Source organism: Lentzea sp. HUAS12 (assembly GCF_024125735.1).
In the GTDB taxonomy this organism is placed as follows: Bacteria; Actinomycetota; Actinomycetes; order Mycobacteriales; family Pseudonocardiaceae; genus Lentzea; species Lentzea albida.
The window spans coordinates 5,688,794-5,709,565 of the sequence record NZ_CP099738.1 but is presented as its reverse complement, the minus strand read 5'-3'; the positions used below and the strand labels follow the sequence as shown (position 1 = coordinate 5,709,565).

At 68.6% G+C, this 20,772-nt stretch carries 25 protein-coding genes; 14 read left to right on the top strand and 11 right to left on the bottom strand.

The genetic code is table 11. The features are described 5' to 3' along the window. Positions 1 to 21 precede the first annotated feature (21 nt). A complete protein-coding gene (locus tag ND450_RS25775; RefSeq protein ID WP_253321219.1) occupies positions 22 to 204 on the bottom strand; it encodes a hypothetical protein in 183 nt (60 codons plus the stop codon). A 152-nt stretch (positions 205 to 356) separates the two neighbouring features. Here ND450_RS25775 and ND450_RS25770 point away from each other — a divergent pair, with 152 nt between their 5' ends. Next, positions 357 to 668 carry a hypothetical protein gene (locus tag ND450_RS25770; RefSeq protein ID WP_253321218.1) on the top strand — a complete coding sequence of 104 codons (312 nt, stop codon included), beginning with the start codon at positions 357 to 359 and terminating at the stop codon, positions 666 to 668. A gap of 1 nt (position 669) precedes the next feature. Here the strand turns inward: ND450_RS25770 and ND450_RS25765 are convergent, their stop codons facing one another. After that, complete coding sequence (locus ND450_RS25765) at positions 670 to 1,806, bottom strand: hypothetical protein (RefSeq protein WP_253321217.1); 1,137 nt, start codon at positions 1,804 to 1,806, stop codon at positions 670 to 672. Positions 1,807 to 1,906: 100 nt separating this feature from the next. Beyond that, a complete protein-coding gene (locus tag ND450_RS25760; protein ID WP_253321216.1) occupies positions 1,907 to 2,704 on the bottom strand; it encodes a FadR/GntR family transcriptional regulator in 798 nt (265 codons plus the stop codon). A gap of 159 nt (positions 2,705 to 2,863) precedes the next feature. Here ND450_RS25760 and ND450_RS25755 point away from each other — a divergent pair, with 159 nt between their 5' ends. The 3 genes from ND450_RS25755 (at position 2,864) to ND450_RS25745 (ending at position 4,668) form a co-directional block, all read left to right on the top strand. Then, the gene (locus ND450_RS25755) at positions 2,864 to 3,016 is read left to right on the top strand and encodes a hypothetical protein (protein WP_177229995.1); all 153 of its coding nucleotides are present in this window, start codon (positions 2,864 to 2,866) and stop codon (positions 3,014 to 3,016) included. A gap of 190 nt (positions 3,017 to 3,206) precedes the next feature. Continuing rightward, positions 3,207 to 4,463 (top strand): HEXXH motif-containing putative peptide modification protein, encoded by a 1,257-nt coding sequence (locus ND450_RS25750; protein WP_253321215.1) that lies wholly within the window; start codon positions 3,207 to 3,209, stop codon positions 4,461 to 4,463. Positions 4,464 to 4,509: 46 nt separating this feature from the next. After that, entirely contained in the window at positions 4,510 to 4,668 is a 159-nt protein-coding gene (locus tag ND450_RS25745) for a hypothetical protein (RefSeq protein WP_253321214.1), read from the top strand. Between the two features lie 62 nt (positions 4,669 to 4,730). Here the strand turns inward: ND450_RS25745 and ND450_RS25740 are convergent, their stop codons facing one another. Together ND450_RS25740 and ND450_RS25735 are read right to left on the bottom strand one after the other, a co-directional pair. Continuing rightward, the gene (locus tag ND450_RS25740; RefSeq protein ID WP_253321213.1) at positions 4,731 to 5,525 is read right to left on the bottom strand and encodes a phosphotransferase family protein; all 795 of its coding nucleotides are present in this window, start codon (positions 5,523 to 5,525) and stop codon (positions 4,731 to 4,733) included. Positions 5,526 to 5,541: 16 nt separating this feature from the next. Then, positions 5,542 to 6,057 carry a DUF305 domain-containing protein gene (locus tag ND450_RS25735; RefSeq protein WP_253321212.1) on the bottom strand — a complete coding sequence of 172 codons (516 nt, stop codon included), beginning with the start codon at positions 6,055 to 6,057 and terminating at the stop codon, positions 5,542 to 5,544. A gap of 133 nt (positions 6,058 to 6,190) precedes the next feature. On the opposite strand from ND450_RS25735, the gene ctaD reads away from it, so the two are divergent. The 8 genes from ctaD to ND450_RS25695 all read left to right on the top strand — a co-directional run bounded on the left by ctaD (position 6,191) and on the right by ND450_RS25695 (position 13,207). Next, complete coding sequence (ctaD, locus tag ND450_RS25730) at positions 6,191 to 7,981, top strand: cytochrome c oxidase subunit I (protein WP_253321211.1); 1,791 nt, start codon at positions 6,191 to 6,193, stop codon at positions 7,979 to 7,981. 81 nt (positions 7,982 to 8,062) lie between these two features. Further along, positions 8,063 to 9,277 carry a phosphoserine phosphatase SerB gene (gene serB, locus ND450_RS25725; RefSeq protein WP_089921955.1) on the top strand — a complete coding sequence of 405 codons (1,215 nt, stop codon included), beginning with the start codon at positions 8,063 to 8,065 and terminating at the stop codon, positions 9,275 to 9,277. Next, a complete protein-coding gene (locus tag ND450_RS25720; RefSeq protein ID WP_253321210.1) occupies positions 9,277 to 9,954 on the top strand; it encodes a peptidyl-tRNA hydrolase in 678 nt (225 codons plus the stop codon). Before serB ends, ND450_RS25720 begins: the two co-directional genes overlap by 1 nt. 30 nt (positions 9,955 to 9,984) lie before the next feature. Continuing rightward, positions 9,985 to 11,373 carry a phosphatidylserine/phosphatidylglycerophosphate/cardiolipin synthase family protein gene (locus ND450_RS25715; protein WP_253321209.1) on the top strand — a complete coding sequence of 463 codons (1,389 nt, stop codon included), beginning with the start codon at positions 9,985 to 9,987 and terminating at the stop codon, positions 11,371 to 11,373. A gap of 22 nt (positions 11,374 to 11,395) precedes the next feature. Then, on the top strand, positions 11,396 to 11,965 hold the full coding sequence (locus ND450_RS25710) for a hypothetical protein (RefSeq protein ID WP_253321208.1): 570 nt from the start codon (positions 11,396 to 11,398) through the stop codon (positions 11,963 to 11,965). A gap of 10 nt (positions 11,966 to 11,975) precedes the next feature. Next, the gene (locus ND450_RS25705; RefSeq protein WP_253321207.1) at positions 11,976 to 12,281 is read left to right on the top strand and encodes a helix-turn-helix transcriptional regulator; all 306 of its coding nucleotides are present in this window, start codon (positions 11,976 to 11,978) and stop codon (positions 12,279 to 12,281) included. After that, entirely contained in the window at positions 12,278 to 12,562 is a 285-nt protein-coding gene (locus ND450_RS25700; protein ID WP_089921958.1) for a hypothetical protein, read from the top strand. The genes ND450_RS25705 and ND450_RS25700 overlap by 4 nt, the downstream gene beginning before the upstream one ends. A gap of 48 nt (positions 12,563 to 12,610) precedes the next feature. Continuing rightward, positions 12,611 to 13,207, top strand: coding sequence for a hypothetical protein (locus ND450_RS25695; protein ID WP_253321206.1), 597 nt, complete (start codon positions 12,611 to 12,613; stop codon positions 13,205 to 13,207). Here the strand turns inward: ND450_RS25695 and ND450_RS25690 are convergent. The 6 genes from ND450_RS25690 to xrtP all read right to left on the bottom strand — a co-directional run bounded on the left by ND450_RS25690 (position 13,176) and on the right by xrtP (position 19,459). Then, positions 13,176 to 15,095: an ATP-dependent DNA helicase gene (locus tag ND450_RS25690; protein WP_089922033.1), complete on the bottom strand. Its 1,920-nt coding sequence runs from the start codon at positions 15,093 to 15,095 to the stop codon at positions 13,176 to 13,178. The two genes, ND450_RS25695 and ND450_RS25690, sit on opposite strands and share 32 nt — an antisense overlap. A 303-nt stretch (positions 15,096 to 15,398) precedes the next feature. After that, positions 15,399 to 16,205, bottom strand: coding sequence for a TIGR04222 domain-containing membrane protein (locus ND450_RS25685; RefSeq protein ID WP_253321205.1), 807 nt, complete (start codon positions 16,203 to 16,205; stop codon positions 15,399 to 15,401). Positions 16,206 to 16,227: 22 nt separating this feature from the next. Then, positions 16,228 to 16,890 (bottom strand): nucleotidyltransferase domain-containing protein, encoded by a 663-nt coding sequence (locus tag ND450_RS25680; protein WP_305885177.1) that lies wholly within the window; start codon positions 16,888 to 16,890, stop codon positions 16,228 to 16,230. A gap of 10 nt (positions 16,891 to 16,900) precedes the next feature. Continuing rightward, positions 16,901 to 17,473 (bottom strand): biotin transporter BioY, encoded by a 573-nt coding sequence (locus ND450_RS25675; protein WP_253321203.1) that lies wholly within the window; start codon positions 17,471 to 17,473, stop codon positions 16,901 to 16,903. A gap of 100 nt (positions 17,474 to 17,573) precedes the next feature. Next, positions 17,574 to 18,896: a glycosyltransferase gene (locus ND450_RS25670; RefSeq protein ID WP_253327997.1), complete on the bottom strand. Its 1,323-nt coding sequence runs from the start codon at positions 18,894 to 18,896 to the stop codon at positions 17,574 to 17,576. Between the two features lie 44 nt (positions 18,897 to 18,940). Further along, the gene (gene xrtP, locus ND450_RS25665) at positions 18,941 to 19,459 is read right to left on the bottom strand and encodes an exosortase P (protein WP_253321202.1); all 519 of its coding nucleotides are present in this window, start codon (positions 19,457 to 19,459) and stop codon (positions 18,941 to 18,943) included. A gap of 296 nt (positions 19,460 to 19,755) precedes the next feature. On the opposite strand from xrtP, the gene ND450_RS25660 reads away from it, so the two are divergent. Then, positions 19,756 to 20,520, top strand: a complete 765-nt coding sequence (locus tag ND450_RS25660) for a choice-of-anchor P family protein (RefSeq protein WP_253321201.1) — start codon at positions 19,756 to 19,758, stop codon at positions 20,518 to 20,520. 16 nt (positions 20,521 to 20,536) lie between these two features. After that, positions 20,537 to 20,731, top strand: a complete 195-nt coding sequence (locus tag ND450_RS25655; RefSeq protein ID WP_253321200.1) for an LPXTG cell wall anchor domain-containing protein — start codon at positions 20,537 to 20,539, stop codon at positions 20,729 to 20,731. The last annotated feature ends 41 nt before the right edge of the window (positions 20,732 to 20,772 follow it).

The following is a 20,772-nucleotide window of genomic DNA, read 5'->3' as shown; positions in this document are numbered from 1 at the left end:
TCTCTCGCCGAGGCCCGCTCACTACGACGTCTCGGTGACGGCGAGGGTGGAAGCCGTGGCCGGCAAGGACGTCGACCTCAGCATCAGGTACGAGCTGATCGCTCCGCGAGGACCGTTGCTGATCGCCGTGACCTCGTCGTCGACGCATTCGATCGCGCTGTGCGACGCCTGCCCCGAGCTGTTCAACGTCTCGACCCTGGACACGTCGACGGCGTTCGAGGAGGACGCGAAGCGGTTCGGGGACCAGATCGAGTGTTACGTGGAGCCGCACCGGGGCAAGACGAGGCGGGTCGACTTCCGCAGGGTGCCTGCCAACGCGGTTCGCCGGCACATCGTCCTGCCGGGTCGGGATCGCGGTGTCCGACATCGCTCTGTTCTCGGCCGACACGAGCAAGGAGGAAGAGGAGTTCGTGCGCGTCCGATGCCAGTTGCGCTGGTCCGGCGACGTCGACGAGCACTGCCTGTGGTGGTACGCCGACCGCCCCATGTTCGTCAGGACGCTCACCATGGACGTGAAGGAGATCGTCCGGGAGCAGCGCGGGAAGGCTTACGTCCAGGTGTTCCTCGGAAGCGTCGACTCGCTGGTGCTCGACGCCGAGGACGGCTACCTATCGCTGCGACTCGACCGCTGGGTCGTGCAGGGGCAGGGAGCGATCGCGATCTGGTGAGTCAGCGGCGCTGTTCCCGCCACAGCAGCGCGACCCCGTGCCCCGGCAGCATCCACGACCGCACGTCCAGGTCTCCGAGCTGGTCGGCTCGCAACCACTGCGCGGCCTCCGTCCCGGACCGGAACGTGAACGGCATGATCCGGAACTCGTGACCGGGGGAGTGGTCGACCGCGAGCTCGGTCGCGTCGAAACTGATCGTGTCCACATAGGACGGATAGGGCGACTGCCAGTACGCGAAGCCGTCGTTGGTGCGCTGCAGCGAACGTGACGACACGGTCAGGCTGAGGATCGCGCGCACCACGTGGTCGTCAGCGATTCCGCTCAGGTCGCATTCCAGGATGCGCAGGTCGCTCATGTGGTCGACGGGGCTGAGTTTCGGCAGCGGTGCCATGGCCTCGCGGAAGAACGTCAGGTAGTTCGACCACTGGTCGAAGCGGACCTCCACCGGCGGGATCTGGCTGGGCTCGGCCGAGCGGCTCTGGCCGTCGTGGTCGAGGTAGTCGATGGTGATCTTGGTCGACTCGCGGATGTCGTCGACCGAGTCGAGGAACAGCGAGGCGTCCGGCATGAAGTAGAGCTCGAAGAGGGGGAAGCGGCACGCGGCGCTGATCGTGTCGCGCAAAGTGGCGTTGCTGGTGGCGAAGATGACGAACCGGTCGACGGGCACGCTGTGCCGGAACTGGTGCCTCTGCGTCGTGGTCAGGTGGTAGGTCTTGGTGTCGACGCCCTGCAGCGTCAAACGGACCGTGGTGCGGGTGCTGATCGTCAGGTCGTCACCCTTGGGGCGCATGCCGCTGCCGCCCAGCACCCCGGACACCACGTCGTCGTTCTGCTGGCCGGTGCCGTAGATCCTCGACAGGAACGTCCTGAGCACCTCGCTCGGCAACAGGTGCTCGACGATGCCGGGACCGGAGATGCGGCCGATCTCGCTGACGAGGCGCTTGTGCAGAAAGAGTTCGTAGGAACCGAGCAGGAAACCCGCCAGCGCCGGCAACGGCCACAGCACCACCAGCACGTCGTGCAGCAGGCTTCGCGAGGTCGGTTGCCACAGCAGCACCGCGGTCAGGTCGGCGGCAGCCACGAGCACCAGGAGGAACGCGACGGCCAGCGCTCGTCTTTCCCTGCGCGCCGCCGTCACCTGGTCGCCGCCCCCTCACTCCACCCGGTTGTCCATACATGGTGGGAGTGGAGGGCGATCAGCGCCAGACCCTTTCGGCCCGTGCCGTATCAGCGACGCGTCAGCGCGAGGTGCCCCAGATGGGGTTGTCTGACACCCCTACATAGGTGCTGTGCGTGGCCTTCGGGGTCCCGTCTTCCTCGACGATGTCGTTGTAGAGACCGAGCAGGTGCCTCGTCATCGCGCTCTTCGCGCCGACTTCGTCGTGCCGGCGGAGGAACCAGACGACCTGCTCGTGCTCACCCGCAGAACGGCTGTGCACCTCGCGCGACGGGTGTGCGTGCCGCTTGCAGTCCTGCAGACCCGGCACTAGCGCCTGGTACATGTTCTCCAGCAGTTCGTTGTGGCTCGCGCGGATCAGCGCCGAGTGGAACTCCTCGTCCGACTCGATCACCTCCTGCACGTCGTCGACGGAAGCGCGCTGGTAGCGGAGGTTCAGCTTGGCGAGCTCGTCGAGCTCGCCGGCGTCCGCGCGCACAGCGGCGAGACTCACCGCCGTGGTCTCCAGTGCGATCCGCACTTCCAGGAGATCGGTGTGGGAGAACTGCTTCGCGGCGAGCCTGCCCTCGAGGTTCTGGTCGACGTCGGCGAGATCGGTGCGGCGGACGTACCAGCCCAGACCGCGGCGGACCTCGACGATGCCCTGCAGCTGCAGCCTCTGCAGGGCGGTGCGCAGGGAGGACCGCGCGACGTTCAGCTTGTCCGCCAGGACGGGCTCGGTGGGCAGGCGATCACCTGCCTTGAAGGTGCCGCCGATGATCAGCTCGCGGAGCTTGTGCTCGATGAGTTCCGGAAGAGGCCGTCGCGAATCGGGCGAGAGCGACCAGCTCTCGCCGAGATGGACGTCGTCGGCGGGCATTGGTCCAGCTTAGGCCTGTTGCCTCCTGGTTGCAACTTGTCTGGCAACCAGTCGACCGTTGACAGACAACCTACAACACGGGACCCTAAGACCATGGCGACACGCCCAGGACCGCCCACACCTGGGAGCACGTGCTCGCCTAGTCGGGAGGGGAACGAGATGTCCGCAGGGAGTGCACTCGGAATCGCAGGAGTCGTCGCCGTCGCCGTCACCGCGATCGGCTGGCGCACCGTGCTCACCATGATCGCCGTCTCGGTCATCGCGCTGGCTGTCGTCGGCTTCGTGAACGTCACCAGCATCATGTTCGGCTGATGAGCAGGCCAACCTGAAAAACGTGCCCCGGACGCGTCTCCCACAGGACGTGTCCGGGGCACCACTGTTAGTGGGGGACACCTATGGGTTGCGGATTTCGCTGTGTGCTCTACGCTGCGCGCCATCATGGCCGCACGGAGGTGCGGCCATGACTCGTTGGCGTCGGGGGACGTGAGTACGGGGTCGTTCGATGACGGGTTCGCCCACCACGAGCACGCATGCGCTGCATGCGGCGCTGGTTCCTGCGCCCGCTCTGGTGGACGAGAGACGCACGCTTTACCGCCTCGCGGCGGAGATGTTCGCGCCAGGAACCGAGTTGTCCGACAACCTCGCGGATCACCCGATCGTCCGATACGAGATCGGCAGGGCGCTCGCCGGTCACGGTGACCTCGACCCCGCGGTGCTGACCCGAGTCGCGTCGATGGGCGTGCGTGATGCCGGCGTGCCGGTCGTATCAGACCCGGCCGCAGCTGAGGTGATCGAGGCGCCGCTGCGCATCGTCGCTCCGTCCGGTGCGCGGCCGGAGCCGTTGACCGAAGCCGACGGCGAACGGTTCGAGAGTGCTCTGCACGTGGTGGAAGAAGGTGTCCGGCTGCTGTGGAAGTTCGCGCCGGACATGGCGGAGGACCTACTCGCCCACGTCTCGATGCTCGCGGTGTTGAAGCGCGAGACCTCTGGCGGGCTGGTGTCGGCGTCGTCGCGGTACGTGCCCGGCATCGTGCTGATCGACGAACCCGCGCTGCCGATGGAAGTCGCCGAAGCGCTGGTGCACGAAGGTGCGCACGAAAAGTTCTTCGACCTCGCCATCACAAGAGATTTTCTTGACTTGAACGCCGAGGCCGCGGATTATTTCGAGAATTCGTGGTCGCAGGCTCGATGGCCACTGGAACAGACGTTCGCGGCGTGGCACGCCTACAGCTGCCTTGCGCAGTTCAACGCGTCAATTGGACCCGAACGACTTGGTCCCGATTCATTGCTTTCGAAAGCAAAAGTGCGTGCCGACGAGATCGGTCGGTGGTTGCTCGCACATGAAATCGATTTGCGTTCAGATGCGCGCTGGCTCCTTCGCGCCCTCGCGAACGATGCGGTTGATCTCGAAGGCGGGGGCGGTGTGCGGTCCGAAGTGGACGATGTCACACTATCGTCTGAGATCTCAGAAAACGGCCACTTTCGCCTGCTCCCGGACGTCAGCTTCAAGCGCGCGGCCTCAGGGCGAGTAGTGGTGGGCAGGGCTGCACGACCCGTTCAGATCTTCTGGCTCGATCAAGACGCGAGTTGGGCTGTAGATCAGTGGCATAAGGATAGTGCGACGGAAATGTTCGGGCGGCTTCTCGCCCGGGCAGCCGAGGAATGGCAGGCTGACTTCGCAGTGGCAGCGAAGCGCCTGAGAGCCGCAATCGGCTCATTGCTGTCCTCATCGATCGCCGGGTCGCCCGAAGTACATTAACGCCTCCCGAGAAGGAACAATGACCTCCCCGAACCAGCTTCCACGCTTGCCGCAGTTCCCGCAGAACCCCGGCATGCCTGTTGCCCACCCGTCGCCCGTGATGGGTCCGGTGATCGGCCAGCCGGTCACCCCCGTTCAGTGGTTCAGGCGCATGCCGACCGGGGGAACGGTCTACGTGAAGCCCACCGAGGGCCAGCACAGCTGAGTTTCGTGCGTTGAAGGGGGCCGTTTTCACAGGCCCCCTTCGGCATTCGTGCGCCCGGATGCCTAGCTGTGCTCCATCAGCAGGCCCCAGAGGCCGCCGAACAGCACCCGCACCTCCAGCCAGAACTCCACGTCAGCCGGAGAAACGCCCCCGCCGTACACCTCCACGGCGCGGTGAGCAGCCTCAGACCCACGAGCACCCGCCAAGCAGGCCAGATCCCACGCGATCGGCCCGAGCCAGGTGTCCTCGAAGTCGTTCCAAACCGGCCCGCCGGATGTCATCAGCAGGTTCCCGTAGTGCGAGTCGCCGTGCAGCGGCTGGACGTCGTTGTAGTGCGCGTCCCACGAAGCCAGCAGCTCATCCCGCCGAGAACGGAACGCCTCCAGTTCAGGGACGCCCAAACCGTCCAAATAGGCCAGCGTGTGGTCGACGTCGTCCAAAGGCCCCCGCACGGGCAGAGCACCCTCGTACAACCGCAGTTCGGCATGCAGGCCCGGCAGTAGTTTGAGCACGTCAGGCCGTGAGAGCTCCACGTCGGCGAAGTGCGGCACATAGGTGCTGAACGACATCACGAAGCCGTCGTGCAGCTGAGGTCCGGCGGGCAGTTCCGCAGAAGGCGTCACGACCGGCACGCCGCGTGAGTCCAGGAACGCCGAAACAGACAGGTCACGGGCGAAGTGTCCAGCCACCAACGGCCGCACCAGGGCCGTGCGGGCGGCGATGCGCGCCACCACCGGGGCCGGGCGCAGGTGCACGATGACGTTGCTGCCGGTGGACAGCACGTCGGGATCGTCACACATCACGCCGTGCGACGCGGCCAACGAGACGGCAGCGCTTACAGCAGCAGAAGCACTCACACCATGAAGGCTGGCATCAGCCCTGGGGGAGGAGCGACTGCATTTCGGCGATCTCCTTCTCCTGGTGCGCGACGACGTCCTGCGCCAGCTTGCGGGTCTCGGGGTCGGTGCCGGCCGAGAGGTGCTTCTGCGCCATCTCCACGGCGCCGCGGTGGTGCTGGATCATCAGCGACAGCCACTGGCGGTCGAACTCGGCGTCGTCCAGGTCGGCGAGGTTGCCGAGGTCGACCATGCCGTGCGACTCGGTGTGGCCGTGCGAGGTGTGCGAGGACGCCTGGACCGGGGCGTTCCACGTGCGCAGCCAGCCGTTCATGCGGTCGATCTCGGGCTTCTGGGCGTCGGCGATGCGCTTGGCCAGGTCGATCACGCGCGGGTTCTCCGTGCGGGACGCGACCAGGCCGGACATCTCCAGCGCCTGCTCGTGGTGCGGCACCATCCCCTGGGCGAACGCGACGTCCGCGGAGTTGTGCGTGGCGGGGGTGCCACAGGCGGCCAGCAACAGGACAGAAGCGACAGCGAGCAATCGGAGCACGGCGGCAGGATACGTGTGACGTGCGCTACGCCGCTGGCCACCGGCCATGGGCCACCCGAACGGAGCTGATCGGCTCCGTCTAATATCCGGGGAGTTTCCCGAACTACTGGTCCCACCAAGGCCTGGAGGTACCGTGACGGCCGTAGCCCCGCAGCCGATCGCAACGCGTCCTTATCCGACGCGCACCGCGGTCAAGGGGTCCTTCCTGCTGCGGATGTTCCGCACCACGGACCACAAGCAAATCGGCATCATGTACCTGGTCACCTCGTTCGCCTTCTTCATGGTCGGCGGCGCGATGGCCATGCTGATGCGGACCGAGCTGGCTCGGCCCGGCATGCAGTTCCTCTCGCAGGAACAGTTCAACCAGCTCTTCACGATGCACGGCACCGTGATGCTGTTGCTGTACGCGACCCCGATCGTGTTCGGTTTCGCGAACTTCGTGCTCCCGCTCCAGATCGGCTCGCCCGACGTCGCGTTCCCGCGGCTGAACGCCTTCTCGTACTGGCTCTACCTCTTCGGTGGCCTGATCGTGATGGCGGGCTTCATCACCCCCGGTGGTGCGGCCGACTTCGGCTGGTTCGCGTACACGCCGCTGAGCAGCGCGATCCACTCGCCCGGCGCGGGTGCCGACCTGTGGATCTCCGGCCTGGTGGTCGGTGGTCTCGGCACCATCCTCGGCGCGGTCAACATGATCACCACCGTGGTCTGCCTGCGCGCGCCCGGCATGACGATGTTCCGGATGCCGATCTTCACCTGGAACATCCTGGTGACGTCCGTGCTGGTGCTGCTCGCGTTCCCGATCCTGACCGCGGCCCTGCTGGGCCTGCTGGCGGACCGGCACCTCGGCGCCCACGTGTTCGACCCCGCCAACGGCGGCGTGATCCTGTGGCAGCACCTCTTCTGGTTCTTCGGCCATCCGGAGGTCTACATCGTCGCCTTGCCGTTCTTCGGCATCGTGTCGGAGATCTTCCCGGTGTTCAGCCGCAAGCCGATCTTCGGTTACAACGGCCTCGTGTACGCGACGCTCGGCATCGCGGCCCTGTCCGTCGCCGTGTGGGCGCACCACATGTACGCGACCGGCGCCGTGCTGCTGCCGTTCTTCGCCTTCATGACGTTCCTCATCGCGGTCCCGACCGGTGTGAAGTTCTTCAACTGGATCGGCACGATGTGGAAGGGCCAGCTGACGTTCGAGACGCCCATGCTGTTCAGCATCGGCTTCATCGTCACGTTCCTCTTCGGTGGTCTGTCCGGCATCCTGCTGGCCGCCCCGGCGATCGACTTCCACGTGTCCGACACGTACTTCGTCGTGGCGCACTTCCACTACGTGCTGTACGGCACGATCGTGTTCGCGACCTTCGCGGGTATCTACTTCTGGTTCCCGAAGATCACCGGTCGCTTCATGGACGAGCCGCTCGGCAAGCTGCACTTCTGGACGACGTTCATCGGCTTCCACGCGACCTTCCTCGTCCAGCACTGGCTGGGCAACGAGGGCATGCCGCGCCGGTACGCCGACTACCTCGCGTCCGACGGCTTCACCACGCTCAACATGATCTCGACGATCGGCGCCTACATCCTGGGCGCGTCGACGCTGCCGTTCATCTGGAACGTCTTCCGGAGCTACCGCTTCGGTGAGGTCGTGACGGTGGACGACCCGTGGGGCTACGGCAACTCGCTCGAGTGGGCGACGTCGTCCCCGCCGCCGCGGCACAACTTCACCGAGCTGCCCCGGATCCGTTCGGAGCGCCCGGCGTTCGAGCTGCACTACCCGCACATGATCGAGCGGATCCGCAACGAGGGTCACGTGACCTTCACCGGCAAGACGATCCCGCACGAGAAGGCGGCTCCGGCCCTGTCGGAGATGGCTGCATCGGCGATCAAGTCGGGTACGGCGTCCGAGAAGGACGATTCCGAGCACGACAAGTAACCTGCGAGTAACAGGTTCAACGATGAGCCCCGGTCGCTTGTGCGAGCCGGGGCTCTTCGCGTCTGACGAGGAGACGACGACGTGAAAACGCCCGTGCTCATCACCGTGACCGGCCCCGACAAGCCCGGTGTCTCCTCCGTGCTCTTCGCGGTGCTGACCAGGCACGGCGTCGAGGTGCTGGACGTGGAGCAGGTCGTGATCCGGGGCCGGCTGGTGCTCGGCGCGCTGGTGTCGACCGAACACGACCCCGAGGGTCTGCAGGAAGCGGTCGAGCAGGCCATGGCCACCGTCTCCATGCAGGTGGAGATCGAGATCGGCGCCGACTCGAAGCGGACCGCCCGCCTGGAGTCGTCGCACGTGCTGATCGTGCTCGGCCGCCCGGTGACGGCCAAGGCGTTCACCGAGGTCGCGCGCCGGCTCGCGTCCCTGGGTGTGAACATCGACGCCATTCGCGGTGTCGCCGACTACCCCGTCACGGGCCTTGAGCTGCGCGTTTCGGTCGCGGACGACACGATGGAGAACGACGGCGCGCTGCGGTCCGCGCTCGCCGAGGTGTCGGTGCGGGTGGGGCTCGACATCGCCGTCGAACGTGCCGGACTGACTCGTCGCGCCAAGCGCCTGGTCGTGTTCGACGTCGACTCCACGCTGATCCAGGGCGAGGTGATCGAGATGCTCGCGGCGCACGTCGGGTGCGAGGAGCAGGTGCGCGAGATCACCGAGGCCGCTATGCGCGGGGAGCTCGACTTCGCCGAGTCGCTGCGGCGCCGGGTCGCGTTGCTGGAGGGCCTCGACGAGAAGGTGCTGGACGAGGTCGGGGCGTCGCTCGAGCTCACGCCCGGTGCGCGCACGACGATCCGCACGCTCAAGCGGCTCGGCTTCTTCTGCGGTGTGGTGTCCGGCGGGTTCACGAAGGTCATCACGGGCCTCGCCGACGAGCTCCACCTCGACTTCTGCGCCGCGAACACGCTGGAGGTCGTCGACGGCAAGCTGACCGGCAAGGTCGTCGGCGACATCGTCGACCGGCCCGGCAAGGCGGTGGCGCTGCGCCGGTTCGCCGACGAGGTCGGCGTCTCGCTGGCGCAGTGCGTGGCGGTCGGTGACGGTGCGAACGACATCGACATGCTCAACGCGGCGGGCCTCGGCATCGCGTTCAACGCCAAGCCCGCGCTGCGCGAGGTGGCCGACACGGCGCTGTCGCACCCGTTCCTCGACGCCGTGCTGTTCATCCTCGGCGTCACCCGCGCGGAGGTGGAGGCCGCCGACGCGGCCGACGGCCTGGAGCTGACCCGGCTGTGATGATCCTCGACCTGATCGCCTCCCGGAACTACGCCGAGGAGACCGAAGTCCGCGCGATGCCGATGGTGCTGCGCATCGAACGCGTCGACCCGCCGTCGCGGACGGCACTGCTGGAGGCCGCGGCCGCTTCGGCGGTCGCGGTGTGCCTCGACCCGCGTGCCGACGTCGGGGGCGAGTGGCACGAACCCGTGCGGGCGTGGGTGGCCGGGCGGATCCGCAAGGTGGCGCGACGGGCCCGCGGCGCGCAGTGGGAGGCCGTGCAGGCCCTGCCCGGCGTGACGATCACCGTGAACGGTGCGTCGGTCCGCTCGCTGCTGCCGGTGCTGGTGACCGAGACGCCGCGGGAGATCGCCAAGCTGCAGATCTCCGGCTCCGACCTGCCCGTCGACGAACCCGGCGAGGTGCCTGAGGGCGCACGGCTGCTGTACGTGAACCCGCGGGTGGAGATGTCGGCCGGCAAGCTCGCGGCTCAGGTGGGGCACGCGTCGATGCTGCTCGCGCCCAGGCTCTCCGAGACGGAGCTGAAGGCGTGGGCGGCGCTCGACTACCGCTGTGCCGTGCGGACCCCGTCCGCCGCCGAGTGGGACGCGCTCGTCCACAGCGCGGACGTCGTGGCGGTGCGGGACGCCGGTTTCACGGAGGTCGAGCCGGGCACGACCACGGTGCTCGCGGTTTAGAAGCGCGCTTATCGGGTAAATCCGCGTCTCGTGGGCTTACTCGACGTTCTCGACGCCCGGCTCGGCGACGGGCTGGAGAACATGCTGTGCTCCCATCACACGCGCAGGCTGCGCCGACTGGGGTGGGGCGACGTGCTCGAAGGCGACGGCGCGGGGTGGTTCACCCCGCGCCGGCCGGTGCAGCACGGCAACTCCATCGAGGTGCTGGTCGACGGCGCCAACGCGTTCCCCGTCATCGCCAAGGCGATCGAGGGCGCGCAGAAGTACGTGCACATCGCCAACTGGCACGCCTCGCCCGACTTCCGGCTGACCCGCGAACCGGGCGCGCCGCAGTTGCGCGAGCTGCTGTCGGCCGCGGCGGAACGGATCCCGGTGCGCGTGCTGCTGTGGGCCGGTCCGCCCGTGCCGTTCTTCGAACCGACGCGGAAGCGGGCCCTCGCCGCGCAGAAGGAGTTCCAGGAGAGCGGCGCGATCCGCTGCGAACTCGACGCGCGGGAACGGACCCTGCACTGCCACCACGAGAAGATCGTGATCGTCGACGACGTGGCGTTCGTCGGCGGGCTCGACATGACCGCGGTGGAGGGCGACCGGCACGACTCGCCGGAGCACCCGCCGCGCGACCTGGGGTGGCACGACCACATCGCCCGTCTCGGCGGGCCCGTCGTCGCGGAGGTGGCCGCGCACTTCGCGGCGCGCTGGCTCGAGATCGCGGGCGAGACCCTGCCCTCACCCGAGGTGCCGCCGGAGGCCGGTTCCTCGTCGGTGCAGCTGGTCCGCACGATCCCGGAGAAGACCTACGACTTCGCGCCGCACGGCGACTTCAGCCTGCTCGACTCGTACCTGCGGGCGCTGCGGGCGGCGGAGTCGTTCGTGTACGTGGAGAACCAGTTCCTGTGGTCGCCGGAGATCACCGAGGTGCTCCTCGAGAAGCTGCACAACCCGCCGTCGCCGGAGTTCCGGATGGTGCTGTTGTTGCCGCAGAAGCCCAGCAACGGCGCCGACACCACGCGCGGGCAGCTGGGCCGCCTGCTCGACGCCGACCCGGACAGGCGGGTCCTGGCCGCGACCCTGGTCTCGCACGGGGACGCACCGGTCTACATCCACGCCAAGTTGTCCATTGTGGACGACAAGTGGATGTCGGTCGGCTCGGCGAACCTGAACGAGCACTCGCTGTTCAACGACACCGAGGTCAACGTGGTCACCGACGACGCCTCGGTCGTGCGCGAGACGCGGCTGAAGCTCTGGGCCGAGCACCTGCAGGGGCTCGGTGGTGACGTCTCCGGGCCCGTGCACGAGGTCGTCGACACCCTGTGGCGCCCGGCCCTGGAACGCCCGGCCCGCGTGACGTCGCTGCCCGGTGTGTCCCGCCGTGCCGGAAGATTGCAAGGACCGTTACGCGGATTGCTGGTCGACGGCTGACCTGCGGCGCTAGCGTGGCCGGGTGGCCAACGAGGTGACGATCCCGCTGCTGCCGTGCGCCTCCATCGACGAGGTGGCCGAGTTCTACGTGATGCTCGGGTTCACGGTCACGTACCGGCAGTACCGGCCGAACGCGTACCTGTCGGTGCGGCGGGAGGAGATCAACCTCCACTTCTTCGGCATCCCCGGTTACCAGGCGGACCAGTCGTACAGCTCGTGCCTGATCCAGGTCGAGGACCCGCGTGAGCTGCACGAGGCGTTCGCCGCCGGCATGCGCGCCGTCTACGGGCAGGTGCTGCTCACGGGGATCCCGCGGATGACCAGGCCGCGCCGCGACGGGTTCCTGTTCGTCGACCCCGGCGGCAACTGGATCCGGGTGGTGCCGGCCGTGCGGGAGTCCGTGCGGACGAACGGGCTGTCCAGGGCGTTGACCAGCGCGGTGACTCTGGCAGGGTCGCACGGGGCCGAGCGGCAGGCGTTGAAGATCCTCGAAGGCGCGTTGGTGCGGGAGGTGCACGCCTCGGAGGAGGAGCGGGCGTCGGCGCTGGAGTTCCGCGAAGAGCTGCTTGAACGGCTTAATCTACATAGGTAGTCTTAGTGGCGTGGAGCCACTGCAACGCATCGGCAAGGCCACCGTCGACGTGCTCTCGGTCCTGCTCGGCGCGGACGAGCCGCGCTGGGGCCTGGAGATCATCAAGCTCACCGGCAGGCCGTCGGGCAGCGTCTACCCGTTGCTCGACCGGCTGGAACGGGCCGGGTGGGTGACGTCCGAGTGGGAGGACGACGCTCAGCGGCGCGGGCCGCGCCGGCGGATGTACCGGCTGACGGCCGAAGGGGCCGCGGAGGCGCGCAAGGTCGTGGCGCGGGCCGCTCCGGCGCCTCGGTTCGTTCCTCGGGCGGCGACGTGAGAGCGGCGTTGTTGTTGGTGCGGCTCATGGCGCCGGACGAGCGTTGGCGTGAGCAGTGGGAAGCGGATGTGGTCGGGGCGCGTGAGCTCGGCCTGTCGCCGTTGAGGGTGGCGTTCGGGGCTGTGCGTGCCGCTGTTGTCATGCCGTCGAGAGGAGCTGTCGTGGTCGGACCGTTGGGAATCGCGTTGAAGCACGCCGGGACGTCGCGCGGGCGGGTGGTGGCGATCGCCGTCGTGTCGGCGTTGATGCTGTTGGGCGGAGTCGTGCTGCTGTTCGCTTGAGCAAATAGCTCGGTGTCGTTTCGGCGGGACCGGGCTTAGCTTCGGCCGATGGCCAACGAACTGACTATCCCGCTTCTGCCGTGTGTCGACATCGATGAAATGGCGTCCTTCTACGAGATGCTCGGCTTCTCGGTCACCTACCGGCAGATGAAGCCGAACCCGTACGTCGCGTTGCGGCGTGAGGACCTGAACCTGCACTTCTACGGGATGGAAGGACACGTCCCGGAGCAGTCGCACAGCACGTGCGTCGTCATCGTCGAGGACACCGGGCCGTTGTTCGAGGCGTTCGCGGCGGGGATGCGCGCGGTGCACGGGAAGGTGCTGATCTCCGGCATCCCGCGGATGACCCGGCCGCGGGTGCGCAACGACCGGTACACCGGGTTCGCCGTCGTGGATCCGGCCGGCAACTGGATCCGGATCACCAAGGCGGCCCAGGAACCCGAAGCGCGCACTCCACTCTCCCGCGCGATGGAGAACGCGGCCCGGCAGGCCGACGCGCGCGGGGACGAGCGGCAGGCGTTGAAGATCCTCGAAGGCGCGCTGAAGAAGGCGTCCGGTGACGAGCCCGAACTGCCGGACGCCCAGGCCTACCGCGACGAACTGGTCGAGCGGATCACTTCGTCTGGGCCGCGTCCAGGCGCTTGAGGGCGGCGCGGACGACCTCGGGGTCGTAGGTCGTCCAGAACGGGGGCAGCGAGGCCCTGATGAAGCCGCCGTAGCGGGCCGTGGCGATGCGCGGGTCGAGGACGGCCACCACGCCCTTGTCCGACATCGACCGCAGCAGGCGGCCGGCACCCTGGGCCATCAGCAGGGCGGCGTGCGTGGCGGCGACGGTGAGGAAACCGTTGCCGCCACGGGAACTCACGGCCTTCTGCCGGGCCGACGCCAGCGGGTCGTCCGGGCGGGGGAACGGGATCCTGTCCATGATCACGAGCTGGAGGCTGGGGCCGGGCACGTCGACGCCCTGCCACAGCGACAGGGTGCCGAACAGGCACGAGCGCTCGTCCTCGGCGAACTTCTTGACCAGCAGGCCCGTCGCGTCGTCGCCCTGGCACAGGATCGGGTGGTCGAGCTTGTCCCGCAACGCTTCCGTGGCCTGCTTGGCGGCGCGCATGGAGGAGAACAGCCCGAGCGCGCGACCACCCGCCGCGTTCACCAGGCCCTCGATCTCGTCCAGGTACTCCTGGGGCAGGCCGTCACGCCCCGGCTGCGGCAGATGCCTTGCCACGTAGAGGATTCCGCTCGTGCCGTGCTGGAACGGCGAGCCGACGTCGAGACCCGTCCACTTCGGACCGTCGAGGTCCTTCTCGGTCGCCGCGCCCTCGATCTTGCGGACCTTCTCCGACGGCGGCAGGCCCCACTGGCGCGCCATCGCGTCGAAGGCGCCGCCGAGCGTGAGCGTCGCGGACGTGAGCACGGTGGTGCGCTTGGCGAACAGCCGCTCCCGGAGCAGCCCGCCCACCCCGAGCGGCGCGACCCGGATGGACGGGGCCTTCTGGTTGAAGTCGCCGGAGATCCACACGACGTCGTGTTCCTCGTCGAACGCCTCCAGCACCCGCACCGCGCAGTCGTGGACCTCTTCGAGCAGGGCGAGAGCGAGCTTGCGCGCCGTCGCCCCGTCCGGGTCCTCCTTGCGTTCGGGCCCCATCGCGGACACGCAGTTGTGCGCCGCGTCCCGGGTGGCGGCCAGCGCACCCGCGAGAGCGCGCGGCAGTGCGTCGAGGCGACCCGGCGGCATGTCCTCGAGGATCATCGCGAGCCCGTCGCTCGCCTCGGCCAGCCGGTCGGCGATGTCCTGGTCGATCAGCCTGCCGCACCGGCGCGCGGCCATGGAGACGCTCGCGCCGCTCAGCTCCTCCGTCGCCACCGACGTGACGCGGTCGACCAGGTCGTGCGCCTCGTCGATCACCACCACGTCGTGGTCGGGCAGGACCTGGTAGCCCTCCAGCGCGTCGATGGCGAGCATCGCGTGGTTCGTGACCACCACATCGGCCTTGCCGGCCTCGGCCCGAGCGCGTTCCGCGAAGCAGTCGGACCCGATCGGGCACTTGCTCACGCCGAGGCACTCGCGGGCCGTGACGCTGACCTGCCGCCACGCCTGCTCGCTCACACCGGGCACCAGCTCGTCGCGGTCACCGGTCTCGGTGTCGGACGACCACTCGTGCAGCCGCTTCACCTCGCGCCCGAGCTTGGACACGGCGAACGGGTCGAACAGCGCGTCGTCCTCGGGCTCGTCGGGCGCGCCGTTGTGCACGCGGTGCATGCACAGGTAGTTCCTGCGGCCCTTGAGGATCGCGAACGTGGGCTCCCGCCCCAGCTCCTTCTTCAGGGCCTTCGACAGCCGCGGCAGGTCCCGGTCGACCAGCTGCCGCTGCAACGCGATCGTGGCCGTGCTCACCACCACCGTCTCGTCCTCGGCCACCGCGTGCCGGATGGACGGCACCAGGTACGCCAGCGACTTGCCGGTACCGGTGCCCGCCTGCACCGCGAGGTGCTCGCCCGTGCGGATCGAGTGGTCGACGGCCTCGGCCATCTCCACCTGACCAGGGCGCTCCGCGCCGCCGACGGCGTGGACGGCGGTTTCGAGCAGGCTCAGGGTGGGGGGAACTTCAGGCACGGGACAGACCGTACCCGCCAGGTCCGACAGTCCCGTCAGACCCGCTGGGGTCGCGGTGGTGGGAGGAGGTGGGGTGCGGGGAGGCGGCGGGAGGAAGGCGGCGGAGGCGGGCTGGTGGGTGCGGCAGGTGGGCGGCGCGTGAGAGGCCCGCGAGGCCCGGGGCTGCGGGGTTTCGGGCCTCGGGCGGTGAGCACCGGACCGAGGCGGCGAGGCCGCCGCTCAGTCGCCGCCCCCACCGCAACCACCGCCGCACCCTCCTCCGCCGCATCCGCTGCCACCGCTGTCGCTCGACCCGCAGCCGCTGTCCGACGAGCACCCGCCTCCGCAACTGCTGCTGGACGTCGTCTCGCGCCCCGGCAGCATCCCGAGCGCGAGCGCGGACAACCCGAACATCCCCGCGATCGCGAGCCCGCTCGCCCGCCCGCGCAGTCCCCTTGCCGCGACGGCACCTACCGGGTCCTTCGAGGTCACCCTCCGCTGGGCCCGCTTGACCAGCAGGTACCCGGCACGGGTGCGCAGCCGGCCCGGGTCGCGGGAGCGCAGCACGGAGGCCCAGACGATCGCCACCACCGCGCCCGCGAAGAAGTACCAGAACGGGAACTCGGTGAAGGGTGGGCCGAAGTCGAGGAAGTCCACCAGGAGCTGTGGTGCCACAGCGCTCAGCACTCCGGCTACGAACAGCACCGGCGCCGCCAGGAACAGCCACGGGTACAGGCGCGGGCGCCACGAGCGGCGGCGGCGCAGCAGGCGGCGGTTCACCAGGTGGGTGCGCAGGCCTTCCGCTTCGGGTGAGCTGTACGCGCCGTAGACGACGTCGTTCAAAAGCCTTCCGTGGCGCACGGCCCGCAGGATCTGCGCCTCCAACGGGGTTGCGGGGCCCTGGCCGGGTACGTGGACGGCGCTCAGCACGCCCTCGCGCGAGACCCGGACCAGGCCTGCCTGGATCAGGCGGGCCAGGGCGACCTCCGCCGCGCGGGCCGGGCCACCCGCGAGGCAGCCCAGCTCTTCGTGGGTATGCGTCGTCACGCGGATTTCTCGGCCGCGGACCTCACGCCGTTACGTCGGCCATGATCCGGTCGAACAGCTCGAGCGAGGCCTGGGCGTGTGCGACGGTCAGCGGCACGTCCGCGCCCCTGCGGGAGGCGACCAGGTCCAGGACCGGCAGGTCGGGCCACCTCGCCGCCGCCAGTTCGCCGGCGCGGGACTTGCTGACGATCTCGCCCGTGCGGATCGTGTGCCACAGCCTCGCCGGGCCGAGGCCCACCCACAGCAGCGACTCGCGCGGGATCGGCGCCGCCAGATCGAGGGACGGGAGCACCTCGCGCAAGCGGTCGAAGTCCACCTTCCAGTAGCTGACGAGGTTCGTGCGGCAGTAGTCCTCGACGTCCGCGGCCGTTCCGGGGCATGTGGGCCGTGCGCCGCGCACGGTCTGGCCGACGGTCCGCAGCTGTTGCCACAGCACGGGGGTGATCTCCCCGGCCAGTGGCGTCACGTCGAAGACCGGCTTCTCCAGCGAGCCCGCCAGGACCACGGCGACGTCGGCGCCCTCGAACGCGGGCACCTCGGCCGCGGACGACAGCTCGATCACGATGTCCAGGTCCGAATCGGGCACCAGGTCGTCCAGAACTCGGGACCCATAAAGATGCGCGCCTGCCACGAGACCCGGCAGGCGCGCATCCAAGAAAGACAAGTACTCCCCAGGCGTGATCACCTGGTCCAAGCTACCGGCGGCGGACGAGCGCCCAGGCCCCCGGCAGCAGGCCCGCGGCCAGCGCGATCTTCAGCGCGTCCCCGATCAGGAACGGCAGCACGCCGACGGCCAGGGCCTTGCCGAACGACAGGCCCGCCGCGGTCATCAGCCACGGCACGCCGACCGAGTAGATGGCCAGGTTGCCCAGCGCCATCGTGCCGATCGTCCGCAACGGCGTGCGGTCGCCACCGCGTCCGGCCAGATAGCCGACCAGGGCGCCGGCGAACACGAAGCCCACGACGTAGCCGAGCGACACCGGGACGCCCGACGAACCGCCCTGGAACCACGGCACGCCCGCGACGCCCGCGATCAGGTACAGCAGCATCGAGGTCGCCCCGCGCTGCCAGCCCAGGGACGCGCCGACCAGCAGCGCGGCGAACGTCTGGCCGGTCAGCGGTACCGGGCTGCCGGGGATCGGCAGTGCCACCTGGGCGGCGAGACCGGTGAAGGCGGCACCGGCGACGACCAGGGTCAGGTCGCGGGCCAGTGCGCCCGGCACGAAGTCGGCGAGCACGGTGCGACGAGGCGCGAGTGCGAGAGTCACGTTCCCTCCCAGGCGGAATCGAGTGAACCGAGGTTAACCAGGGAGACTCGAGAACGTCTTTGTTCGATCTCTACAAAGTGACCGGTCACACACGCGCCCGTCACACGTCGAGAGCCACCTTGCCCGCCACTCGTTCCTCGTTGCGACGCGTCTTCGTCCAGCCGTTGTGCCCGCGCACCAAACGGATCAGCGCGCGCCACGACGTGATGTAGAAGGTGTAGATGTACAGCGCGTAGCCGAACCCGTACCCGATGGACTTCCAGAACCCGACGTCCACGCAACGCGCGCGGTACACCGGCCCCCACAGGACGAACGGCAACAGCCCGAACGCGCCGTACACGGTGAAGAGGATCCACGCGCCCTCGAAGAACCACGTGACGACTTCCGAAGGTGACACCACGAACCGATAGGCCATCATCGCCATCGGGATCGGGTAGATGAGCGTGCCGAGCAACTGCATCCACGGCTGGGCGAGGTAGTACATCATCTCGGCCGCACCGAGGGTGGTCAGGTGGTCGGAGTCCCAGATGCGCCGCAGATAACGCATGCACTGCATGGTTCCCTGCCCCCAACGGGTGCGTTGGGCGAGGAACCGGCGCAACGAGTACAGCGCCTCCTGGTTCACGTGCGTGTCCAACGAGAAACCCGTGTGCCAGCCCGCCGTCAGCAGGTGCACGCCGAGCTCGAAGTCCTCCAGCAACGAACCGCGCCAGGGTGATCCGGTCGGTCCCGCGATCGAGTCCAAAGCGGACAGACGCGTGAACTGACCGTTGCCGCCCATGGAGATCGTGCCCGTCGCACCGCGCGACATCTGGATCGCCGCGATGGCCGTGCGGAACTCCAGGTCCTGCATCCGCACGAGGCCGGCACCGAACGCGCGCCGCCACCGCGTCACGCCCGGCTGCCGCTCCCCGGCGTTGATCATCCGCACGTCGACCTGCACGGCGCCGATCCGCGGGTTGCCGAAGAGGTGTGTGGCCGCGCAGACCTCCAGGCAGTTCGCGGCGGGACGGCCGTCCGCGTCCACCACGACGACGATGGCGCGGTCGGCGTCCGCCCGGCGGCCCATCCACATCTTCAACGTGCGGTAGGCGTCGTTCAGCGCGTTGCCCTTGCCGGTGCGGGCATAGGGCCGTTGGCGCTGCACGAGGTGGATCTGCGGATCGCGGATGCCGCCGTTGCGCTTCAACGTGCGCACGACACCGGCGGTGCGGTCGTCCGAGTCGTCGTCGATGACCCACACGTGCGCGATGGGGAACGTCTCGCGCAGGTACCTGATCGTGCCGCCGATGACGGCCTCCTCGTCGCGGCACGGCACGAAGAAGTGCCACTCGAACGACGAGGGTTCCCCGACGGGCGCGGGCTTGCGCTTCAGGTAGGGGATCACGATCACGAACACGTACGTCACGAAGGCCACGCTCATCGTCAGGGCGAGCGCCTGCGTGAACCCGAGGACGAGGTCGAGGCTCACTTGCGCGTGGCCAGCCAGACGAACGCGACCAGCGCGGCCGCGCCACCGAACACGCTCACCATCGAGCCGAGCAGCGTGTGACCCCAGTAGTACCCGGTGTCGACGCCCAGCCAGTTCACCAGGCCCACCAGCGTCAGCACGCGGAACTGGTTGACGACCACGACGGCGAACCCGGCGACCGCCAGGGCGACCAGCACGCGGTTCTGGATGCGCGGGCGCAGCGCGATCATCACCGCGCCGACCACGATCAGCGGCAGCACCAGGAACGCCGAGGTGCACTCCGGCGTCATGCGCAGGCCCAGCGGGGTGTCCGAGCCGAGTCCGAAGTAGACGGTCTGGCGTTCGGCGACGACGTCGACGCCGTACGAGCTGAACACGGTCAGGACCGCGCCGGACAGGGAGATCTCGGCCGTGCGGTACAGGCGGTGTGCGAAGACGAGTCCCGCGGCGACGGCCAGCAGGACCACCACGGTCACCCGGCTCGGGAATGAGGTGCGGCGCAGGGCAAGCGACACCCGAAGATCCTTTCCACCGATGAGGGAGCGCCCAGACGGGCTACTTGACGTTCCATCGGTAGACGCAACGTCATCCCTCACCCCCGGATCGGGTGAGGCCGTAACCGGAAATTGATCAAAAAACCCACGATGAGTGGCGCCGATTGGTCGAGACGAGTGGTCGTGTCGCCCGATACGGGGAGTAACCCTCAGTTCCCTCGAAAGAAAGCCGATGCCGGTAATTGCCCCCGGAAAGCGTGAAACCAGAGTGGTATCGGCACGCCCTGGGGGCCGGAGGAATCAAGGGAAGGAGTTTCATGCGTGTCCGAATGACGGGACTGGCTGGAGTCGTCGCGATTGCCGCACTCCTGGTCGGTGCCGCCCCTGCTTCGGCCGCTCCGGGGGACGCCTCGGCCTACGGTGCGAAGCTCGACGTGACGCTGCTCGGCAGCCCCGCGGTCAGCGCGGCGCCTTTTGCCGCCGCCAACGCGAACGGCCCGACGCAGAACACGTTCGCAGGCGTCGACCTCACCGGGATTCTGAAGACCGGTGTCATCAACGCTTCCGCGTCGCGGGACGAGAACTCCGGCGGTGTGTACTCGCGGGCGAGCACCGCGGACGTCCGGCTCGACCTGCTCTCCAAGGTCACCGGGAAGATCTCCGCCGAGCTGGTGGAGGCGGAGTGCACCGCGACCCAGAAGGGTCTGGTGGGCAAGGCCAAGCTCGCGGGAGTGAACCTCGGCAAGCTCGGCGAGGTCAACGCCGATCCCGCTGCGAACACCAAGCTCGACGTGCAGCTCGCGGGGATCAAGATCGCCGAGGTGATCTTCAACGAGCAGGTCAAGAACAAGGACGGCAGCCTCACTGTGAACGCGATTCACATCAAGCTGCTGCAGGGCGTGCTCGGCTCGATCGGCACCGGCGACGTGATCATCTCGTCGGCCACGTGCGGTCCCGCCGGCCTGCCCATCCCGATGGCGTCGGGTGCCGGCCTGTGGATCGGCCTCGGCCTGCTCGGTGTCGTCGCCGCTCCGGTCGCCTTCGTGGCGCTGCGCCGCCGCGCGTCGCTCAACGCGGCCTGACCTAGGAGAGCGGCGGATGTACAAGGTCCCTGGTACCGGCGTGGGTGTCGGCACTGGAGTGGGTGCCCTCGCGGTCACCGGCGCGGACGTGACGTGGTGGATCGTCGCGGGAATCGTCCTGCTCGTCACGGGTGCGGTGGTCCTGCACCTGACGAGGCAGAAGCGCCGCGCGGCCGTCCCCGTCCAGACCAGACCGAATCGAGCCGGCTGAACCGGTCCGCCTGGGGTTGCCCCCGGCCCCAGGCGGACCTC

Bases quoted from the DNA above. Each gene is read 5' to 3' on its own strand.
- ND450_RS25760 (WP_253321216.1), bottom strand. From the start codon at position 2,704: ATGCCCGCCGACGACGTCCATCTCGGCGAGAGCTGGTCGCTCTCGCCC.
- ND450_RS25755 (WP_177229995.1), top strand. From the start codon at position 2,864: ATGTCCGCAGGGAGTGCACTCGGAATCGCAGGAGTCGTCGCCGTCGCC.
- ND450_RS25750 (WP_253321215.1), top strand. From the start codon at position 3,207: ATGACGGGTTCGCCCACCACGAGCACGCATGCGCTGCATGCGGCGCTG.
- ND450_RS25720 (WP_253321210.1), top strand. From the start codon at position 9,277: ATGATCCTCGACCTGATCGCCTCCCGGAACTACGCCGAGGAGACCGAA.
- ND450_RS25695 (WP_253321206.1), top strand. From the start codon at position 12,611: ATGGCCAACGAACTGACTATCCCGCTTCTGCCGTGTGTCGACATCGAT.
- ND450_RS25690 (WP_089922033.1), bottom strand. From the start codon at position 15,095: ATGGCCGAGGCCGTCGACCACTCGATCCGCACGGGCGAGCACCTCGCG.
- ND450_RS25670 (WP_253327997.1), bottom strand. From the start codon at position 18,896: ATGAGCGTGGCCTTCGTGACGTACGTGTTCGTGATCGTGATCCCCTAC.
- ND450_RS25660 (WP_253321201.1), top strand. From the start codon at position 19,756: ATGCGTGTCCGAATGACGGGACTGGCTGGAGTCGTCGCGATTGCCGCA.
- ND450_RS25655 (WP_253321200.1), top strand. From the start codon at position 20,537: ATGTACAAGGTCCCTGGTACCGGCGTGGGTGTCGGCACTGGAGTGGGT.